An 18854-nucleotide genomic window follows, 5' to 3' on the forward strand; every position below is an offset into this window, starting at 1 on the left:
GTTCAGCGAGATTTCCGGGGGAGGGCAATCCGCGCCGCTTCCCATGCTCGGCCCCCTCCCTCACGTACGCCTGAACGGCGTCGCTTGACCTCCCCCAAAACTTCGTTTCGGGAGAGGTGTGCCGCGAGAGAACCCGCGGAAGAACGATCTCAGAAAACTGCGTCACCGCTTCAAAAGAGGAGCGAAGTAGAGGGTCGACGGTCGACGAGGAGCTGGGTTCAAACATGCCCCCAATGTAACGCATCGCCGCAGAAACACAGCGACAGGAGCTTCTCGGCGTGCAACGAAACAGGCCGCGATTCTACTTCGCGGATTCTTTGATCTTGTCGCCGAATTCTCGGTTGAATTTGCGGACCTTGTTGGCAACCACCGCTCGGCAATAACCGGCGTTTGGATTCCGGCGGAAGTAATCCTGGTGAAACTCTTCAGCGACATAGAACTTGGTCGCTGGCTCGATCAGCGTGACGATGGGGTCCCGGTATTCTTCGCCGAGTTTTTCGATCGTCTTCTTCGCAATTTCGCGTTGTTCCTCGTTGTGAACAAAGATGCTGCTGCGGTACTGCGGTCCGCCGTCAGCGCCTTGACGGTTCAAGGTCGTTGGATCGTGGGTTTTGAAGAACACCTTCAGCAGCTCTTCAAAGTTTGTCTTGGTGGGGTCGTAGTAGATCTGAACCGCTTCGGCGTGCCCGGTCATTTTGCCGCAAACTTGATCGTAGTTGGGCCGTTTGACTTTCCCTCCGATGTATCCCGACACGACATCGCTGACGCCTTCCATCCGCTCAAAGACGGCTTCGGTGCACCAAAAACAGCCCCCAGCCAAGGTCGCCACCTTCTCGCCCGGCCGAGTTTTGACCTCCACGATCTCGGAATCCAATGGCAAACCGTTGTAGTTCGGGTTGGCGTTGGGATCGTCTGATTTTGCGCTGATGGGTGGAGCGGCCTGAACGCAGGAAGTCAAAATGGTCAACAGACAAACCGCCGCGAAGGGTGCCAACAAACGTGACGGCGAGGCGGTAAAGGCGGGCACTGGCATCAGAAACTCCTGAGTGGGATCGGAAATTCAGCGGTCAGGGGCGAGAAATGGCAGTCGAAACTGCGCACTGAACCAATTCTTACGCACTGGAAACCATGGTGGGTCGGCGGCCACCGCGGCGGTTTTCAGTTTTTTGCCAATCGTGGACCTTGCGTTAGCGAGCCAGCACCAACCATAGCCGGATCCACCGAGTTCGGACGCCAACTTTGACTTCCAGCGACGTAGGCCAGGTTATCACCTGGCACCCAACCGATGCTTTGGAACAAAGCGAGTCGTCCAAACGCTCCCGCAAGACTCCCTGTCGTTCGTCCAAACACCCCGCCAGGCACAGCCTGGCCTACGTTCGTGACACCCCGCCGCGTTCGCAAAATCACCCGACCGTAGCCGGACTCTGTGACGCTGCGATAGGATGACTTTGACACCCCTTCGATCGCCGATTTGCAAACAAATTTCACGCATGCCTCACGCTTTCTTTGACCTGCACCACACCGTCGCAGACGATGAAATCGACGCCCAGCAACACGTCCACAACCTGCGTTATTTGCAGTGGACACTGTGGGCCGCCCGCGACCACAGCGCCGCGGAAGGCTGGGACGCGGCTGCCGCACTGAAAGACGGGTTGGGCTGGGTCGTTCGAGGCCACGACATCACCTACCGCGCCGCCGCACTCGCGGGCGACGAACTGATCATTCGAACCTGGATCCCAAGCTGGAACCGATATTCCTGCCAAAGACATTACTTGGTGACTCGCCCAGCCGATCAAACGGTTCTGGCCAAAGTCCAAACCCGCTGGGTGTTTGTCGATTTGAACCGGCACCGTGCCATCGAGATCCCTCCAGCCGCGGTTGCCGCGATCCGAGTCTGCGAGACGCCTCCGCCAGCCCCATGGGCCGACTCCGATGACACCTGATCAACGACTGAAATGGTTTTTGCGGGTCATTGGCGTGTCCGCTCTGCTCGCCTTCGCCGCCGCGATCATGCGGGAAAAATGGATGATCGAGATCGCTCAGGAACTCGGAATCAATCCGTTTCCGAACTCCCCACTGACGTTCTACCTGGCTCGCAATCTGTCGCTGCTGTACGGGTTCGTCGGTGCGTTGCTCTGCATTCTTTCCGCGGATCTGCCGCGTTATCGCGACCTGATCGGCTGGGCCGCGCTCGGAACAATCGCATTTGGATTGCTGCAATTGGTCGTCGATGCAATGTCTGGACTGCCCGGATGGTGGACGATCGGGGAGGGCGGTTCGACCCTGGCCGGCGGGCTGTTTTTGCGGTGGTTGGAACGAACCGCCCGAGCAGCCAACCCTTCGCCATCCCAGGCGGACTCGTCCGTGACGGGTTCCGACGAAACGCTGCGTTGACTATTTTTCTGCTCCGCCGAGATTGTTTGGCGAATTTCCCGTTTTTCAAAACCTTTCGAACCCTGTGTTTCTGTCATGCAACGCACCCTCGTCTTGCTCAAACCTGATTGTGTCCAACGCCGCCTGATCGGTGACGTCCTGTCCCGATTCGAAGCCAAGGGATTGCACATCGTTGCCATGAAGTTGTTGCAAGTAACACCTGAGCTGTCCAAGCAACACTACGCCGAACACGTCGAAAAACCGTTCTACTCCTCGCTGGAAGAGTTCATCACCTCGGCACCTGTCGTCGCGATCGCACTCGAAGGCCTGGAAGTCATCCGCGTCGTCCGCGATATGCTCGGCGCCACCAACGGTTTGCAAGCCGCTCCTGGCACCCTGCGTGGTGACTACAGCAGCAGCCGCCAAATGAACTTGGTGCACGCCAGCGACAGCGAAGAATCGGCCAAACGCGAATTGGACCTGTACTTTGACGCCGACGAGTTCTGCGACTACTCGCTCGTCCTGACACCTTTCATGCGTGCCGACGACGAATAGTTATAATTTGGGTTCCCTCCTTCCCACCTGAGGCAACCCATGTCGCTGCTCGAGACCCTCGCTGCTTCCCGACCGGCCGCTCAACGATTCGTTGGCGGCCTGGCGGTCTTCTTCGGCCTGCTACTCATCACGCCTGCAGGCTCGTCCGCACAAGGGCTGGGCAACAGGCCCGCTCTCGATGCAGCCAGCGAGATCACTTCATTCAATGGAAAACTGGTCGCTTCCCGCGGCGTGATCCTGACGATCGAACGAGAAGACGGCACCGAAGTGATGGTGCAAACTCCCGACTCGATCTCGCAGTTGACCTTTACCGCGAAAGCTTTGCCTGCCTATTTGCGCCCCGGCATGCCGGTTCGCTTCAAAGCCAACCTTGGACCGAATGGTGCTCCGTTGGAACCGGTCAGCAAACTCGAGCTGTTCGCGCCGGTCAACGTGAAGCTGCTCAAAGGCCGTGAACGCGAAAACTATCAGCCTGGCGTCCACCCCAGCAAACCACCTCAACGTGGCAACGCGGGACCTCCGACCGGACCTGTGACCGTGGTGGGCAACCTGATGGCACTCACCCCGCAAGGAGTCGCCCTTCGCGCTGGCAACATTCCCGTTCAAACAATGACATCGCCGAACTTGGAACTGCAAATCCGAGTCAACAACTTGTCGCTGGCCCAACCTGGTGACGCAGTGCAAGTGCGAGGTTTCTATCAGCCACCGGACGAGACCAAGGTCAAAGCGGAATCGATTCAAATCACAACCGACCGCATCTACGGCGAAACACCTCCACCCAATGAACGTCGTTCACGACGCAGCAAACGAGGCGATCGCGACAAAGACGATACCACCGAATCTAAAAACGCCGACGATGCCAATTCAGAAGAAGGCAAATCCCTCGGTGTTCCAAATGCCGAATCCGAGTGACCCCCGTAGCCGGATTCGCCAAGAATTCGGATCCCACCATCTCGAATATCTGAACTCGGGCGAATCCAGATACCAAGACATCAGCACGTAGGCCAAGTTATCACCTGGCACCCAGCCGATGCTTTGGAACAAAGCGAGTCGTCCAGCCACTCCCGCAAGACTCAAAGACAAACATCCAGCCACCCCGCCAGGCACAGCCTGGCCTACGTGCTCCCCCGTCATAACCCGCCGCGTAAGCAAGGCCACCCACACCCGTAGCCGGACTTGCCAGAGTTCGGATCCCACCATCTCGAACATCTGAATTCGGGCGAATCCAGCTACCGAGACATCAGCACGTAGGCCAGGTTATCACCTGGCACCAAGCCGATGCTTTGGAACGAAGCGAGTCGTCCAGGCACTCCCGCAAGACCCAAAGACAACCGTCAAGCCACCCCGCCAGGCACAGCCTGGCCTACGGACTCCCCCGTCATAACCCGCCGCGTTAGCAAGGCCACCACACCCGTAGCCGGATTCGCCAGAATTCGGATCCCACCATCTCGAACATCTGAATTCGGGCGAATCCAGCTACCAAGACATCAACACGTAGGCCAAGTTATCACCTGGCGCCCAGCCGATGCTTTGGAACGAAGCGAGTCGTCCAGGCACTCCCGCAAGACCCAAAGACAACCGTCCAGCCACCCCGCCAGGCACAGCCTGGCCTACGTGCTCCCCCGTCATAACCCGCCGCGTTAGCAAGGCCACAGCATTCAGCCACCGGCTGACGTCAATTGTAAAATCGCCTGCTCATCATCTGGCCAAGACACAAACAGCTCAGCTTCCAAATAAGCCTGCCCAGCCAGCATCGCAATGAGTTGATCCAGCTCCGCCAAGCGTTCGGCAAACATCTTCAAACTCTTCTGCTGACTTTCGAGTTGCTCCAGTTGCTGATCCAACCGAGCCTTCAAGCGACGAGCCCGTGAACTCTCGGCACGCGAGATAGCAGCCTCCAAATCAGCGTGCGTTCGATCCGCCAACTCCATCTGTCGCGTCACCACCGCCAATGTCTGCGAGACATCCGCACGGTCTGTCCATTGCCATGGCATCGCCGGATCCAGCCGTGCTCCAAATCGGACGCGAACCGTCATCATGCGGGTTGTCTGGACATCGACACGAACCACCACCGCAACCGATTCCGAATCCTGCTGGCTCAAAACGGCAATGCCTCGAACCTTTCGCGGCGTTTCGTTTTCAATGGGCTCGACCCAGCCCACATCGACTTTGTCCGGAACTCGCAACCCCATCGTGATTCGAGCCTGTCTCGACTCCGGCGGTGCGGATAGATCCCACTTCATCTTCACGTCCCGCTCTGCCAAATCGATAGCAATCGCGTCACCTTGCAAACTCGGCCGCATGTATACGTGACGTCCCGATGCGATCTCCATTCGGCCATGAACCAACGAATTTCGATCCGCGTTCTTAGAGCCCGACAACCACTTGAATTGCGACACCGTCTCTTCGGCGTTCACACGAATTTCGGCGATCGCAGTCTCATCCGATGGCCTGATGATCGAAACAGCATCGGATTGTGCCTCCACGATTTTGAATCCAGTGGCTCCGTCCGGAAATCTCAATGCAGCGTTTTGCAAAGACAGCCTCGGCCAAGAAACGCTGTCGACATTTGACGCATCACCGGACGGAATCGCAGGCAACGCAACGAACAAAGCATCCGAATCACCCGCGATGGATTCCTCCGTGACAGCGGTCACCGCGTCCACCTCCATCTCAGCTTCATCGCCGTCACTCATCACATCCGCTTCTTGGCCGCCACCAAACGAAGCTGGGCCCGCATCGCTCGTTGCCATCATCGCCGTGGAAGCAGTTTCACTGACAGCGTTTGCGTCGTCGTCAACGTTTCGGGAATCCTCTCGGTTAGCTGTCGATATCCCCGCAGTCTGTGATGGAATCAACGCGTCCAAGGAAAACGCCGAAGATGACATCCCGCTGGCCTCGGCCGTGGATGGTTTCCCCGTCGAAGAATTCTCCACCGAGTTGGATCCCATAATCTCAGCAGCGCTCATATCGATACCCGTCGCATCGACGTCCGGTGATGCGGAAGACTCAAATGTCTCCGCGTCCGTGAAAGTGCTCAGCTCCATCGATGAATCGTCCGCCGTCGCGATGAATCCGGCGTCGAACACATCTGCGTCTTGACTATGTTGCCTAGCCGGCTCACCAGATGCATTTGAAGACTGTGCAACCTGCGGGCTCGATCTTGGCCACCAGTAAAGCGCCGCACCAACCAACGCCACTCCGGCAACAGCACCAATCCAAATCAATTTGGGCTTGGATGACTTCCTTGTGTTCGACTTTGAATCCGCGAGTTCGACCGGATCGCTCAACACAATTCCTTCGTTCTCACCATCGTCGGCAACCTGCGACGCACCTTCGCTCTCAATCGCCTGCGGTTCGCCCTCAGACTCATCGACGTCCAGGCGGGTGAGTTGCCCATTGTGATCGATACCATGTATCTGCCAAAAGACATGGCTTGGCGAGCGAAGCGATGCTGCATCGTCATTCGGCAAACCAGGATTGCCAAACCGAGTCTCCGCATCATCGACCAAGCGATTCCAGATGTCCGAGGGAGGCTCGCCCAACCGCTTGATCATGTCGGCGACCGACTCCATCAGAGTCGGCGCAGAATCGCTCTTGGACGTGGTATTCATATGCTTCGTTATAGCGAAACGCACCTCCGATTTCCGTCGTAGGCCAGGTTGCATTTCCCGCACCTATGAACAACGGGATTCGAATCCGACGATTCAATTGCTTCGGCCGGTTACCTTCACCAATTATTCATCCAGAGCATCAATCCGAATTCTGGCGAATCCGGCTACTGAAAGATTTTGCTGACGTACGTCTACGACGTCGGAATCCGTGGCGAGTTCAGCGGCGGCCTTGCTAACGCGGCGGGTTGGGACCGATGCGATGTAGGCCAGGCTGTGCCTGGCGGAGTGGCTGGACAGACGCCGCTTGGTCTTCTGAGATTGCCTGCACGCCTCGCTTTGTCCCAAAGCATCGGCTGGGTGCCAGGTGATAACCTGGCTACGTCGCAGGGTTCGCCAGATAAAGATTCGGAGTCCGAATTCTGACAAATCCGGCTACAGAAAACTCGCCTCGGCCTCACTGACGTGTCGGGTTACGACTGGCAACTCACCGTCGCCAGAATCACGTGCTCGCCTAGCAAGCAACATTCATAACCCGCCGCGTTAGCAAGGCCACTCCGCAATCTTCATCAGGGAACCAGCAACGCGGTGCCGGTGACCGCGGCGGCTTGGTACCAAGCCCCCTTCAGGCTCAACGGCACTGGTGGGATGATCCAAGGAGCACAGTTACCAGGACGGTAGTAGCCCAATGCATACTGGCATTCATGCGGCGAGTGCACACCCATTTTGTACGGCAGCACCGCGATGTTCGCGAAGAAGTGTGCCGACGAAAGAACCGGTTGCAACACTGGACCCGCGGTGTGACCGTAACGTTCCAAGTTGACTTCTTCGAAGTACAAAGGTTTGTGGCACAAGTTCGATGCTGCCCAAACCACGGTCGTCGGTTTCCAACGACGCGGAGTGAATGCGACTTGTTCCAGCAAGCACTCGGTTGGCAGTCCCCAGTTCTCGGAGATGAACCCAAGATCCGCTTCGCTCAATCGATTGATTGCCAATTCTTCGCGAGCACCAAACTCGGTCACGATCACAGCTTTCTCATAAGCGAGATCCACCAAGCGACCGGTGCCCATCGGACGACCATCGATGCTTCGCCAAGTCCGTGATTCTTGACGCTCGTCAAAGCGTTCTTTCAGCTTCAAGTACTCGTCTTCGTCAATGACATCGGGACGATACGGTGGGCTGATATCCAACGACACCTGGTCAATCGTCTGAGCGGCGATGCGAGACCGGAAGTCGTCGCATGACAACCCGCTGGCCCGGCGGCTCGGACCGTCATCATCACCCATGATCGCAGCATCATCGCGATCAGATTGCGAACGCAAACGGCCATCTTCTTGAGCTTCCAACTCGAGCCGGTCCAACTCATCCTTCACCCGTTCTTCTTCATCGCGGCGATCAAACGGATTGGATTCAAAACGGTCCGAAGGAGAAGGCTGAGTCTCCGGTTCCGATGGCTGCTGCGGCAGATTCGATTCGTCTTGCAACATGTCGCGAATCGACGAACCCGAATCAGGTTGCCCCAGGTCGTTCGGTTGGCCAAACGTATCGGGAGTCGCGTTGGGCGAGTCCAAGCCCGGCGAAGGCAACTCTTCCAAGCCCGGGGGCACCATCTCAACGGGTGAGTTGAGTCCGTTGGCAGCGTTGCTCGGATTAGCGCCCGGCTGATCGCGGAACGGGTTGGCGTTCCAGTTCGGACGGGTTCCGCTGGCGGCACCATTGTCATCGGGCATGCCGAATCCGCTCGACGATGGAGGCGAAATCGGTTGCGAGTCGGCTGGCGGTGGAGCATCGAACTCTGGCAAGCCAAATCCTGAACCTGGTTGCTGCAAGAACGCAGCAGGATGAATCAAGTTGGCAGTGGCTTCTTGGCTACGTCGGCTTGTTCCCGACACAACAATCACTGCCGAGCCAGCTTGGTTCGCTTGAGCGTTCGCTGCTTGTTGCATTGGTTGTGCGTGAGCGACCGATTGCTGGAACGATGTCTCGTGTTGCTCTGGCGAAGTCTCTTGGAACGCAGCGTTGCTGATCCGAGCGGCTTCTTCCGATGCGATCTGCGGGCTCTTTCGCCATTGCAAATCCCAACCCGGACGACGCATCGGTGACTCTTGCGAAGTCGCGGGTTGGTTCGGTTGAGTTTGCATCAGATCCGCGGTTCGCATCCGCGGGATCGGTTGACCAACCGGTTGCACCGGGGTCGGCGAAGTGTTCGCCGAAAGAGGATGCGTGGTTGGGTTCACGCGGGTCGGCCCAAAGCTGTCTTGGGCCATGACCGCCGAGTTGGCGGAAAGAGCACCGACGCTGAAACCAGCCGCGATGCAAGCGGCCAACCATCGTCGGCGGACCAACCGGCCTGGCAATGAGCTCAAGCGGTTGGTCGTCGGAACGTTTGCCTCAACCGGCGTCGCCCGAATGAACATCGGGACTGTAGTTGGGCGCTTCTTGTGTGATCGCAATGTCATGCGGGTGGTTCTCCCTCACCGTAGCGGCCGACACGCGAATGAATTTCGCGTCGCGGCGGAGTTCTTCGATCGTCCGTGTACCGACATATCCCATGCCCGCACGCAAACCACCGACCAACTGGTAGGCGTAATCACTGAGCGGGCCTTTGAACGGCACGCGTCCTTCGACACCTTCGGGGACAAGCTTGCCCGCCTCGGTGCCTTTTTGGCGATACCGATCACTGCTTCCCTTCACCATCGCACCCATCGATCCCATCCCACGGTACGCCTTGAAAGTACGACCTTGGTACAAAATCATCTTGCCAGGACTCTCCGCTAAACCGGCAAACAAACTGCCGATCATCACGGTGCTCGCCCCAGCGGCGATTGCTTTGGTAATGTCACCGCTGAAACGGATTCCTCCGTCACCGATAACAGGAATGTTCTTCTCTTGAGCGACCTTCACCGCACTTAAAATCGCGGTGACCTGAGGCACTCCAATGCCACTGATCACCCGTGTGGTGCAAATCGATCCCGGACCGATGCCAACCTTCACCGCATCAGCTCCGGCCGCAATCAAATCTGCTGCGCCCTCGGCCGTTGCGACGTTCCCCGCTACGACATCAATGTCCCATGACTTGTTCTTCTTAATCTCTCGAACGGTCTCAATCACATTCCGGCTGTGACCATGAGCCGAATCGACCACCAGCACGTCGACACCTTTGCCGATCAAGCTTTCCGCTCGTTCATAGTCACCCACGCCAATCGCGGCTCCGACCCGAAGTCGTCCCTGCGGATCTTTGCAGGCCCGCGGGTAACGCTTCATCATGTCGATGTCGCGAATCGTGATTAACCCCGTCAGTTTTCTTTCTTCGTCAATCAGGAGAAGTTTCTCGACCCTTTTTTCCGTTAAAATCTTCTCAGCTTGCGCAAGCGTTACATTCCCAACCGCCGTGACCAAGTTTTCACGCGTCATCACCTGGGAAATGGGCATGTCGGGGTCTTCCAAGAACCTCAAATCACGCCGCGTTAAAATTCCCGCCAAAGTGCGATCGTCCTGCACAATCGGGATGCCGGAGACGTTTGCCCGGTCCATCAACTCCGCCGCCGCGCTGACCTTTTGCGCCGGGTTCAGGGTCACCGGATTGACGATGATCCCGTTGGCCGAGCGTTTGACCTTCAGCACCTCTTCGGTCTGTCGTCGAACTGACAGATTCTTGTGCACAATGCCCAAACCGCCCTCTTTCGCCAGGGCGATCGCCATTTCGGACTCGGTCACCGTGTCCATCGGCGACGAAATCAGCGGGATCTGCAGCCGAATTCTCTGGGTCATCTGGCTGCTGACGTCCACCTCGCTGGGCACGACCTCGCTGTATCGAGGTTGCAACAGGACATCGTCGAAGGTCACTCCGAGGTCGCCGATTTTGTCGTCAAACATGCCGTTTTCGTTCCCACGAGGTCGTGGGCATCCAATTGTGATGCGATGGGGAAAACGAGCGATTATGACGCTCGCCGCGGTCGAGTTGTAGGGCACCTTGCCAGACTGTCGATGAAAGAGGGTAGATGCGCCCAAGTTGCCCCCTCGCGTAGCCGGATTCGCCAAGAATTCGGAGGTCAATCACAACCCGCCGCGTCAGCAAGGCCCCCAGCCCCAATCGCGTCCCCACAACTCGCTTCATTTCACACTCCGGCCCTTTCCACCCCAACGCCATGTCAACGACGACAGCCAATGCTGACGCCGACGAATCCGCCCCGCCACGCGCGGTGGACATTCGGCGCGATGTCCCAGCACTCCTGCTGGTCGCGTTGACGGCGTTGACGCTGGTTTCCGTGTTGACGCACGACCCCGCCGATCCGGTCCCCACGCCGTTCTGGCCACTCAACCAATTCTTCACGCCTGACCTAGCCGTCTATCCCGCCAACGACGTCGTCCAAAACGCATGCGGTTCGCTCGGCGCGCTGATCTCCTCGATGCTGCTCAGCGCCGTTGGCATTGGATCGTCCCTGGTGATCTCGGCCGGCGGAGGCATCGCGACCGCCTTGTTGATTCGCGGTCACATGAATGCGCCCGTTCTGCGTTCGCTCGGTGGCTGCATCACCTTGCTCGCGGTGACGACCGCCGCTGCAATGACAGACATCGAACTGAACGGCATGCCAGTCGTCGGAAACGGCGGCTACCTCGGTGCGATGACCTCGACGTTCCTGCTGCAACACTTTCACCCAGTCGGCTCTTGGATTCTCACCCTGACGGTGCTGTCCGTCGGGTTGTTGCTGACGACGGACTACATGCTGGTCTATGCCGGACGCACCGTGCTGTTCGGTGGTGCCAAAGTTTCACGTCGAGGTTTCGCGAAAGCTGCCAAGGCGATGCCCGTCACGCTTCGACGCCGACGGCAACCATTCAGCGACCTCGATGGCCCCATCCTGATCGACGGCGATGAATCCGATGCATCGCTGGATCCAAACGGTGGCCGCATCGATCCGCCGGAGCCAGCCGAGAGCGGACCGACGATCAAGCTGCGCAAACCCAAAGAACGCGAAGCGGCTGCGGAAGACGAAACCGAAGACGCGGAAGAAGCCACACCCGCCAACGGGCTCGCGAAAGTCGCCAAGCTCGGCGCCGCCGGTTTGGCTGCTGCGGCCGGGATCGGCACCAGCCTCAAGAAGTCGAAGGAAGCTCCCGAGGAACTCGAAGAAGAATACGAGTACGAGGAATGGGAAGAGGAGGTAGAAGAAGCTCCCACGCGTGACCTGGAAGTCGAAGGTGAACCGACGACGCTGCGCAACGATTCCGCGCACGACGAAAGCCCATCGCCGACGATCAAGATGCCTAAGAAGAAAGACGCCAAACAAGAACTCTATGACTCGGTGCAAGAAGGTGCCCCCGAAGGCATCTCGGAGTACCACTTGCCCAGTCTGGAATTGCTGGAAGGCAGCGACGGGTTTGACTACGAAGAACAGCACGCCGAGGCGCTGCAAAAGAGCGCGATGCTGCAACAAACCATTCGCAGCTTTGGCTTCAACGTCACCGTCACCAACGTCGAAATCGGTCCGGTCATCGCCCAGTACGAACTGGAACTCGAGAGCGGTCTGCGGCTGAACAAGATCACAGCGCTCGCCGATGACCTCGCCATTGCCCTGCGAGTCCCCAGCGTTCGTGTCGTCGCCCCGATCCCCGGCAAGAACACCGTCGGCATCGAAGTCCCCAACGAGATCCGACAAGTCGTCCGCCTTCGCGATGTGATCGAAGAATCCGATTCGCGGATCTTGAAGATGAACATCCCGGTCTTCTTGGGCAAAGATGTCTCCGGCGAACCGATGCCGGTCGATTTGGCCAAGATGCCTCACCTGTTGATCGCCGGTCGAACCGGTACCGGTAAATCGGTCTGTTTGAACGCGATCATCAGCAGCATCCTGATGTGCTGCCGGCCCGACGAAGTCCGCATGCTGATGATCGACCCCAAGATGGTCGAGTTGTCAGGTTACGGCCGATTGCCTCACCTGATGCACCCCGTCATCACGGACATGAAGAAGGCCGAAGCCATTCTCGGCTGGGCGGTTGAAAAGATGGAAGAGCGTTACTCGCTGCTCGCCAAAGCCGGTGTGCGTCACATCAACAGCTTCAATGACCTGGGCCGCGATGAAGTCCTGCGTCGTTTGGAAGTCGACGAGGACGACGAAACCACGGACGTGCCGGACAAGCTTCCCTTCATCGTCATCATCGCCGACGAGATGGCTGACTTGATGATGACGGCCGGCAAGGAAGTCGAAACGCACATCATCCGTTTGGCTCAAAAGAGTCGTGCGGTCGGAATCCACTTGATCCTGGCAACGCAAAAGCCAACCGTGGACGTCATCACGGGTCTGATCAAATCGAACTTGCCCGCGCGTCTGAGTTTCCAGGTCGCCAGCAAAACGGACAGCCGCGTTGTTCTCGACGAGAACGGTGCCGACAAACTGCTCGGCAACGGTGACATGTTGTTCCTGTGGCCCGGTACCAGCACGCTGATTCGAGGGCAGGGGACTTACCTGTCCGACGCCGAGATCGATCGTGTCTGCGACCACTGCAGCAGCGGCGGCGAACAACAATTCGTCGGCGAGCTGATGAACTTGAAGATCAACGACGAAGAAGGCGACGCATCCGAGATGGACGTCGACAAACTTCGCAAGCGAGACGAGTTGTACGAGTCAGCCATCGAAGTCGTGATCCGCGAAGGCCGCGGGTCGCTGTCGCTGATCCAACGTTGCCTCGGGATTGGTTATGGACGAGCCGCGCGATTGGTTGACTACATGGCCGAAGACGGCATCGTCGGCCAATACAACGGTTCCAAGTCACGCGAAGTCTTGCTGACGATGGAACAGTGGAACGCCATGCAAGGCATCACCGACGACTCCGGCGGAACCACCGCCACCGCTGCCCCCAAAGCCTCGTCACAAACCGAAGCCGAAGAGCAGTACGAAGACGAGGAAGAGGAAGAAGAGGTCTACGACGAAGAAGAATACGAGGACGACGACTACGAAGACGTCTGACACACGTCTCTCTCACCGTCCCCCATCCCGTAGCCGGATTCGCCAAGAATTCGGACCCGCATCGCAAAATCACAACCCGCCACGTAAGCAAGGCCGCGTCAACCCCCGACGCGGCCCGTAGGCCATGTTCCACATGGCATCCCAACCGATGCTTCGCAGAAGCGAGCCGTCCTCCCTACCCACGCACCGTCCCCGCATCCGCCAATAATTCGGACTGCGTCCCAAAATTACAACCCGCCCGTTGCCAGAGGTTGTGCAGTCTTGACGTTGTTGTTTTGCAAAGCGTTTCTCATCACCCTCCCCTTGGGAGGGTCGAGCGAAGCGAGGGGAGGGCTCAGCATTGGATGCAGCGCGTAACCTTCCCCGGCCCGAAGCGGCCCGACCCTCCCAAAGGGAGGGTGAAGCAAAAACTGCACGACCAAGCCAAACGGGAGCGGTCGGAAAGCAAGCGTCCAGCAAACTTTCTGGGGGGCTGAGCGCATCTTCAGCGCAAAAGCTCAGTCAAGGCCTCACTCACGAATCGGGTGATGACAGCTCACACCCGCCCCATGCTTGCACCGCAAGCCACCGTCCTAACCCGCCGCGTAAGCAAGGCCGCCACGCACCGTCCCCGCATCCGCCAAAATCCGGACCTCAACCACATCGAACATCTGAATCCTGGCGAACCCAGCGACATCATGTACCAAGTAGGAAAAGTCCTACCTGGCCTAAAACTCTTCGACGATCTCCTCTAACCAAGGAACAGATCGTTTAAGTCAAGCTTGGCAGAGGGCTGGATCAATGGCGAAAGCATGTCGGTGCGTGCGTAGACACTTCGATCTCGGTAGTCACTTTGGACCGGGTGACGATGGACGTGGATGCATTGGGCCTGTGCGTCGACGATCCAGTACTCAACGATGTTCGATTCGGCATACAAACGTCGTTTGGTGTCCAAGTCGTAGGCCAAGCTGCTGAACGCAACTTCAATCGCCAGTTGCACGTCGCTCCCTCGCGGATGTGCATCGCGGTAACGGGCTGCTCGCAGCCACATCAAATCAGGCTCGGGACGAGACTGGGTCTCAGGAAGGTCCAATCCGGTTTGCGATGTGATCAGACTCAGAGCAGGGTCGACGCCGCGAGCAGACCAATTAGTGAGGTAGGTGATCAAGTCATCATGGATGGGGCCGGCGGGGTTCCTCTCGATCAATTCCCCTCGAATCAATTCGACCTTTCGATCGATCAGATCAAACGCTCCGACACGGACCATGGAGTCATATTCAGCAAGCGACAGGTGAAGTGTCGTTGTCATTTTTTGCAGTCTCCAAACAAATCCTGATCGACCCCGAAACCAGGATCAACTTACAAACCAGTGTACCAGACAACAAACCTCAGGCCAGGCAAAACCAGCCCACCCATCCGCCGCGTCACATCCCAACCCGCCGCGTCAGCAAGGCCGCCTCAACGTAGCCGGATTCGCCAAGAATTCGGAGCTCAACATCGCAAACATCTGAATTCTTGGCGAATCCAGCTACGACTAGGCGAATCCGGCTACCAAGACGTAGGCCAGGTCTCACCTGGCAACCCAGCCGATGCTTTGTGGAACAAAGCGAGGCGTCCAAACACCACCGCAAGTTTCAACGCGGTCCATCCAATCACCCCGCCAGGTCCAACCTGGCCTACACAACCCGCCGCGTCAGCAAGGCACGCCCACCTTCAACGCTTCCCCCTCGCACTATTCCAATGCTTATCCATCTCCTCCACCGTCGGAACCTCCGCCGGCCGCACCACACGGAACCCAACCCACGACGCATCGGTGTGATACCACAGACTCTTGGGCAATTGCGGATCCTGTTGCTTCCAATCCTCTGAACTACCAAGCCGTGCCGCCGACCGTAGCCGATCCGGATCATCAAACCAACTGCCGCCACGAACCACTCGCGGATACAACCGCTCCGGCACCGTCCAAGGGTTGATCAAGACACCGCCATCTTCCGGCACCGGATAAGACTCCCCGTAAGCGTCCGCAGTCCACTCCGACACATTGCCGTGCATGTCATGCAGCCCCCACGGGTTCGGCTTCTTCGTGCCGACCTTCTGATACTTGTCGTTGCTGTTGTCGTAGTACCAACCATGCTCGTCCAAGTCGCCCTCGCCGAACGAGTACGCCGACGTCGTACCAGCCCGACAGGCATACTCCCACTCAGCTTCCGTTGGCAGCCGATAAAAGTGCCCCGTTTGCGCACTCAGCCACTGGCAGTATTTGTTGGCCGCATGCTGAGTCATGCAGACGGCGGGATAGCCCGATTGTCCCATCCCAAAGCTCATCTCGGTGTAGGGCGGCGTCGGCTGACTGACCCCATCGACCGCATCGTGGGTTGCCGGGTCAAAATCCGTCCATCCACCATGCTTTTCGCGGCGGACCTCCGTCATCATGAACGGCTCGTACCCATCCCAAGTCACCTCGTGTTTGCCCATCCAAAATGGCGAGACCTTCACCCGGCGCTGCGGCCCTTCATCCTCCAACCGATCGGCTTCATCCTCCGGGCTGCCCATCAAAAACTCACCGCCCGGGATCGCGATCAACTCAAACTCCACCCCCGACTTCGGAATCGTCTCCCGATAGTCCCGCATCTCCCCCGCAGCGATGCCGTCATCCCTCAGACTGTTTTCCTTGGAACCGGCTTCCGCCAATTCCGCCTTAGCAACCATCACTTCCCGAATCCGAGCCAGCAGCGCCGCATCATCCAGCGAAACCTCCGGAGTCACCTTCACCGCCACAACTGCATCTTGCGCAGAAACTTCCCATGGATTTCCAGCACCTACCACGCACAACAAACCCACCAAGCCAAACCGAACCCAACCGCCAAAACGCATCACAAACCAATCCCATCACGAGGCAAGAATCCCCCGCATTCTAGCTCAACGAAGCCGCAAACGCGGCTTGCTGTTACCCGTTAGCCACGCCCCGAAGCTCGCGCAGCAAGCGAGCGTCATACCCCGCCGCGTCAGCAAGGCCCTCGCACCGTAGCCGGATTCGCCAAGAATTCGGATCCCACAAGCTTCCCATCACACACCCCGAAGCGTCAGCACGACCCGTAGGCCACGTCCCACGTGGCACCCAACCGATGCTTCGTAAGAAGCGAGCCGTCCCCATCACAACCCGCCGCGTAAGCAAGGCAGTCCACACGCAGCCTCACTCACGTATCGGGTTGTGACTGGTAGCTTCACCACGCCCGGTCTCTGCTTGCATCGCAAGCAAGTGTCACAACCCGCCGCGTGAGCACCGCGCGTAGGCCACGTCCCACGTGGCCCCCCAACCGATGCTTCGCAAGAAGCGAGCCGTCCCATCACAACCCGCCGCGTCAGCAAGGGAGTCCCGCAATTGCTTGCTGCCACAGAGAACACCGAGCTCACAAAGTTCCGAGCCATCTACATCCACCATCACCCAAGAACATCTCCGTGCTCTCGGCAGCTCGATTCCAGACTGCACCGGATTCTTGGCGAATCTGGCGACGAATTTCCCAGCCTCACTCACGTATCGGGTTATGACTGGTCGCTTCACCACGCCCGATATCTGCATGCATCGCAAGCAAGTGTCCCAACCCGCCGCGTCAGCAAGACGAAGCCTCAATCAATTCACCGCGTACGGCCGACGTCGCCGCCACGCCATACCAGCGGCCAGCCCCGCCACCAGCATTCCAGCCGCTCCGGGCTCGGGAACCGCGGACGCCTGAATCAGATACGGCGTCACCTGAATGAACCTTGCACCACTGAGTTCCGTTTGGACAAACCGACTCTCGAAAATCGTCGCCACCTCGGTTGCTGTCAAAGTGGTGTCGTTATTCAGTCGCGGTCCCATTAAACCCTCGCCACCCGTGTGCCCCAGATTGAGGTTGTGCCCAATCTCATGTGCAATCAATTCAGCTCCAAATGCACCTGCGGCAAAGTCCGATTCGACAATCAAGACCGGACCGTTGACCGCCCCACACCCCACCGCCGCTGGAATGTCACCCCCACACCAAGAGATCTGGTCGGTGTAGAAGACATTCAACTGAGAATTGAGATCGCCCACCGTATCGCGAGCGTAATCGAACAGCGAAAAGTAGTCCGCTTCCGAATCAAAGTTCAGCAATCCTGAATCCGCGATCGTCACGACCTCGCCAAACCGAATGTCGATCGGGCTGCTCCCAAAAGAATCTTGGCGGAAAATCAAATCCACCCCAGCCTCTTGAGTCGTCACGACTGCGGCGAATCCCTTCGGCGTTGCCCAAACCACTTGACTCAAACAAACGCCAATTGCCAGTAAACCAATCAACGACATTGGCCAACGATTCATTCAATCATCTCCGTGACAAGCCTTGACCAATAGTGAAGCCACCCTACTAATCCGTGACAAAATGCATCGACCGTCAACGAATTGAGTTGCCGCAGCCGGATTCAGCCGAATTTGGATCACCCACAACGACCGTCCTAAGCCGCCGGATCAACAAGGCTAGTGGGCCGCGTGCCACGTGGTATTCCGATCCAAGCTCTGCAAAAAGCGAGCCATTCCCATCCCAACCCGCAGCGTTAGCGAGTCTGCCCGCAATCGCTTCTCGCCTCAGAGGGTGCAGAGCCCACGGAGTCCGCGGTGATCCAAATCGCGGAGACAGCGATAGGTTGGGAGGCGGTCGAGCCGAAGAAGCAGTGGCAGCGCCGTCCAAATCGAAAACCGGCCAAATCCGCACAGCGGGAACTCAGGCCGAAGCCACCGAAAAAAGCGTCTAACCCCATCCACAAACTGGCTGGTTTAAATCGTAAACGAGCGGCTGGTTTCAACCCGCGGCGTGGGCCGGGAAAAGTTCTGATCATTTGAGGATGATCGATCGACATCGTTGCCACGATAGCAGCGATGAATCCGTCGATAAGCGTTCCACCAGTCCCGGGCACAGTATTGGCTGTAGAGCATGGACTTGAGCCAGATTTTCTTTCCAAGCCCATCGATAACTGGAGCAGAGCCCCGCAGAAAGAAAAAATCCGGCCGAGAAGCTCATTCTCGACCGGATTCAATGTATAGACAGTTCGTCGTCACTTCAGTCCATCAGACCGAAACATCCGCTACCTTCTTCTTCCGCCAACGACGAACGCCGCCGACCGCAAAAACACCGGCCAAGGCCAGAACTGAGCCAGGCTCAGGGACAGCGGAGGCATTGTTGACATTGAACCCATTCAAGTTCAAACCAGTGGCGGGAGAAATCACAACACCAGCTGTGGAGGGTCCAAAGATGCCAACCGTCGCGTCCGTCTCAAGGCCAGTGACACTCAGCGACCCATCACTGGTGATCGAGTCAATGTCGCTCGAACCAGTGTCATTGCTCAACGCTACCGT

17 protein-coding genes and 5 pseudogenes are annotated in these 18854 nt (G+C 57.9%); 12 read left to right on the plus strand and 10 right to left on the minus strand.

Translation table 11 applies throughout. From position 1 onward, the window contains the following. Positions 1-301: 301 nt before the first annotated feature. Positions 302-1033 (minus strand): peptide-methionine (S)-S-oxide reductase MsrA, encoded by a 732-nt coding sequence (gene msrA, locus B2R17_RS09805; RefSeq protein WP_286763850.1) that lies wholly within the window; start codon positions 1031-1033, stop codon positions 302-304. Between the two features lie 252 nt (positions 1034-1285). Between msrA and B2R17_RS28365 the strand changes: the two genes are divergently transcribed. The 9 genes and pseudogenes from B2R17_RS28365 to B2R17_RS28375 all read left to right on the plus strand — a co-directional run bounded on the left by B2R17_RS28365 (position 1286) and on the right by B2R17_RS28375 (position 4690). Then, a complete protein-coding gene (locus B2R17_RS28365) occupies positions 1286-1417 on the plus strand; it encodes a DUF1589 domain-containing protein (protein ID WP_414707285.1) in 132 nt (43 codons plus the stop codon). A gap of 73 nt (positions 1418-1490) precedes the next feature. Next, the gene (locus B2R17_RS09810; RefSeq protein ID WP_286763851.1) at positions 1491-1943 is read left to right on the plus strand and encodes an acyl-CoA thioesterase; all 453 of its coding nucleotides are present in this window, start codon (positions 1491-1493) and stop codon (positions 1941-1943) included. Next, positions 1933-2394 carry a hypothetical protein gene (locus B2R17_RS09815; protein WP_286763852.1) on the plus strand — a complete coding sequence of 154 codons (462 nt, stop codon included), beginning with the start codon at positions 1933-1935 and terminating at the stop codon, positions 2392-2394. The genes B2R17_RS09810 and B2R17_RS09815 overlap by 11 nt, the downstream gene beginning before the upstream one ends. Positions 2395-2469: 75 nt before the next feature. Continuing rightward, a complete protein-coding gene (ndk, locus tag B2R17_RS09820) occupies positions 2470-2928 on the plus strand; it encodes a nucleoside-diphosphate kinase (RefSeq protein ID WP_008657621.1) in 459 nt (152 codons plus the stop codon). Positions 2929-2967: 39 nt separating this feature from the next. Continuing rightward, the gene (locus tag B2R17_RS09825) at positions 2968-3840 is read left to right on the plus strand and encodes a hypothetical protein (RefSeq protein ID WP_286763853.1); all 873 of its coding nucleotides are present in this window, start codon (positions 2968-2970) and stop codon (positions 3838-3840) included. 69 nt (positions 3841-3909) lie between these two features. Then, positions 3910-4098: a DUF1589 domain-containing protein gene (locus tag B2R17_RS28370; RefSeq protein WP_414707286.1), complete on the plus strand. Its 189-nt coding sequence runs from the start codon at positions 3910-3912 to the stop codon at positions 4096-4098. Beyond that, positions 4019-4312 (plus strand): annotated as a pseudogene (locus B2R17_RS09835) (DUF1589 domain-containing protein); the annotation flags it as partial. The gene B2R17_RS28370 and the pseudogene B2R17_RS09835, both read left to right, overlap by 80 nt. Next, a pseudogene (locus B2R17_RS09840) lies at positions 4207-4536 on the plus strand (DUF1589 domain-containing protein); the annotation flags it as partial. The pseudogenes B2R17_RS09835 and B2R17_RS09840, both read left to right, overlap by 106 nt. Beyond that, complete coding sequence (locus B2R17_RS28375; RefSeq protein ID WP_414707281.1) at positions 4454-4690, plus strand: DUF1589 domain-containing protein; 237 nt, start codon at positions 4454-4456, stop codon at positions 4688-4690. The pseudogene B2R17_RS09840 and the gene B2R17_RS28375, both read left to right, overlap by 83 nt. On the opposite strand, the gene B2R17_RS09845 is transcribed toward B2R17_RS28375, so the two are convergent. The 5 genes and pseudogenes from B2R17_RS09845 to guaB all read right to left on the minus strand — a co-directional run bounded on the left by B2R17_RS09845 (position 4587) and on the right by guaB (position 10415). After that, positions 4587-6542: a hypothetical protein gene (locus tag B2R17_RS09845; protein ID WP_286763855.1), complete on the minus strand. Its 1956-nt coding sequence runs from the start codon at positions 6540-6542 to the stop codon at positions 4587-4589. The genes B2R17_RS28375 and B2R17_RS09845 overlap by 104 nt on opposite strands. A gap of 191 nt (positions 6543-6733) precedes the next feature. Next, entirely contained in the window at positions 6734-6892 is a 159-nt protein-coding gene (locus B2R17_RS28380) for a DUF1589 domain-containing protein (protein ID WP_414707288.1), read from the minus strand. Then, positions 6831-6968 (minus strand): annotated as a pseudogene (locus B2R17_RS28385) (DUF1589 domain-containing protein); the annotation flags it as partial. The pseudogene B2R17_RS28385 and the gene B2R17_RS28380, both read right to left, overlap by 62 nt. Positions 6969-7108: 140 nt before the next feature. After that, complete coding sequence (locus tag B2R17_RS09855) at positions 7109-8956, minus strand: hypothetical protein (protein ID WP_414707282.1); 1848 nt, start codon at positions 8954-8956, stop codon at positions 7109-7111. Further along, positions 8931-10415, minus strand: coding sequence for an IMP dehydrogenase (gene guaB / locus B2R17_RS09860; protein ID WP_008657610.1), 1485 nt, complete (start codon positions 10413-10415; stop codon positions 8931-8933). The genes B2R17_RS09855 and guaB overlap by 26 nt, the downstream gene beginning before the upstream one ends. Positions 10416-10687: 272 nt before the next feature. Between guaB and B2R17_RS09865 the strand changes: the two genes are divergently transcribed. Then, positions 10688-13507, plus strand: a complete 2820-nt coding sequence (locus B2R17_RS09865) for an FtsK/SpoIIIE family DNA translocase (protein ID WP_286763857.1) — start codon at positions 10688-10690, stop codon at positions 13505-13507. Positions 13508-14237: 730 nt separating this feature from the next. Here B2R17_RS09865 and B2R17_RS09870 read toward each other — a convergent pair. Further along, positions 14238-14795 (minus strand): Uma2 family endonuclease, encoded by a 558-nt coding sequence (locus tag B2R17_RS09870; RefSeq protein ID WP_286763858.1) that lies wholly within the window; start codon positions 14793-14795, stop codon positions 14238-14240. Positions 14796-14855: 60 nt separating this feature from the next. On the opposite strand from B2R17_RS09870, the pseudogene B2R17_RS28390 reads away from it, so the two are divergent. Together B2R17_RS28390 and B2R17_RS28395 are read left to right on the plus strand one after the other, a co-directional pair. After that, a pseudogene (locus tag B2R17_RS28390) lies at positions 14856-15179 on the plus strand (DUF1589 domain-containing protein); the annotation flags it as partial. Further along, positions 15076-15459, plus strand: a complete 384-nt coding sequence (locus B2R17_RS28395) for a DUF1589 domain-containing protein (RefSeq protein WP_414707289.1) — start codon at positions 15076-15078, stop codon at positions 15457-15459. The pseudogene B2R17_RS28390 and the gene B2R17_RS28395, both read left to right, overlap by 104 nt. Here B2R17_RS28395 and B2R17_RS09875 read toward each other — a convergent pair. The 3 genes and pseudogenes from B2R17_RS09875 to B2R17_RS09885 all read right to left on the minus strand — a co-directional run. Beyond that, positions 15347-16360 (minus strand): annotated as a pseudogene (locus tag B2R17_RS09875) (formylglycine-generating enzyme family protein); the annotation flags it as partial. The gene B2R17_RS28395 and the pseudogene B2R17_RS09875 sit on opposite strands and share 113 nt — an antisense overlap. 757 nt (positions 16361-17117) lie before the next feature. Then, positions 17118-17822: a PEP-CTERM sorting domain-containing protein gene (locus B2R17_RS09880; protein WP_286763860.1), complete on the minus strand. Its 705-nt coding sequence runs from the start codon at positions 17820-17822 to the stop codon at positions 17118-17120. 744 nt (positions 17823-18566) lie between these two features. Beyond that, a partial coding sequence (locus B2R17_RS09885) for a PEP-CTERM sorting domain-containing protein (protein ID WP_286763861.1) occupies positions 18567-18854 on the minus strand: 288 nt, incomplete at its 5' end.

Source organism: Rhodopirellula sp. UBA1907, assembly GCF_002337565.1.
Taxonomy (GTDB): Bacteria; Planctomycetota; Planctomycetia; order Pirellulales; family Pirellulaceae; genus Rhodopirellula; species Rhodopirellula europaea.

Excerpts from the sequence above, each read along its gene's own strand:
- B2R17_RS09825 (WP_286763853.1), top strand. The coding sequence starts at position 2,968 with ATGTCGCTGCTCGAGACCCTCGCTGCTTCCCGACCGGCCGCTCAACGA.
- B2R17_RS28375 (WP_414707281.1), top strand. The coding sequence starts at position 4,454 with ATGCTTTGGAACGAAGCGAGTCGTCCAGGCACTCCCGCAAGACCCAAA.
- B2R17_RS09870 (WP_286763858.1), bottom strand. The coding sequence starts at position 14,795 with ATGACAACGACACTTCACCTGTCGCTTGCTGAATATGACTCCATGGTC.
- B2R17_RS28380 (WP_414707288.1), bottom strand. The coding sequence starts at position 6,892 with ATGCTTTGGGACAAAGCGAGGCGTGCAGGCAATCTCAGAAGACCAAGC.
- ndk (WP_008657621.1), top strand. The coding sequence starts at position 2,470 with ATGCAACGCACCCTCGTCTTGCTCAAACCTGATTGTGTCCAACGCCGC.
- B2R17_RS09855 (WP_414707282.1), bottom strand. The coding sequence starts at position 8,956 with ATGTTCATTCGGGCGACGCCGGTTGAGGCAAACGTTCCGACGACCAAC.
- B2R17_RS09880 (WP_286763860.1), bottom strand. The coding sequence starts at position 17,822 with ATGAATCGTTGGCCAATGTCGTTGATTGGTTTACTGGCAATTGGCGTT.
- B2R17_RS09810 (WP_286763851.1), top strand. The coding sequence starts at position 1,491 with ATGCCTCACGCTTTCTTTGACCTGCACCACACCGTCGCAGACGATGAA.
- B2R17_RS09865 (WP_286763857.1), top strand. The coding sequence starts at position 10,688 with ATGTCAACGACGACAGCCAATGCTGACGCCGACGAATCCGCCCCGCCA.
- B2R17_RS09845 (WP_286763855.1), bottom strand. The coding sequence starts at position 6,542 with ATGAATACCACGTCCAAGAGCGATTCTGCGCCGACTCTGATGGAGTCG.
- msrA (WP_286763850.1), bottom strand. The coding sequence starts at position 1,033 with ATGCCAGTGCCCGCCTTTACCGCCTCGCCGTCACGTTTGTTGGCACCC.
- guaB (WP_008657610.1), bottom strand. The coding sequence starts at position 10,415 with ATGTTTGACGACAAAATCGGCGACCTCGGAGTGACCTTCGACGATGTC.
- B2R17_RS28365 (WP_414707285.1), top strand. The coding sequence starts at position 1,286 with ATGCTTTGGAACAAAGCGAGTCGTCCAAACGCTCCCGCAAGACTCCCT.
- B2R17_RS09815 (WP_286763852.1), top strand. The coding sequence starts at position 1,933 with ATGACACCTGATCAACGACTGAAATGGTTTTTGCGGGTCATTGGCGTG.
- B2R17_RS28395 (WP_414707289.1), top strand. The coding sequence starts at position 15,076 with ATGCTTTGTGGAACAAAGCGAGGCGTCCAAACACCACCGCAAGTTTCA.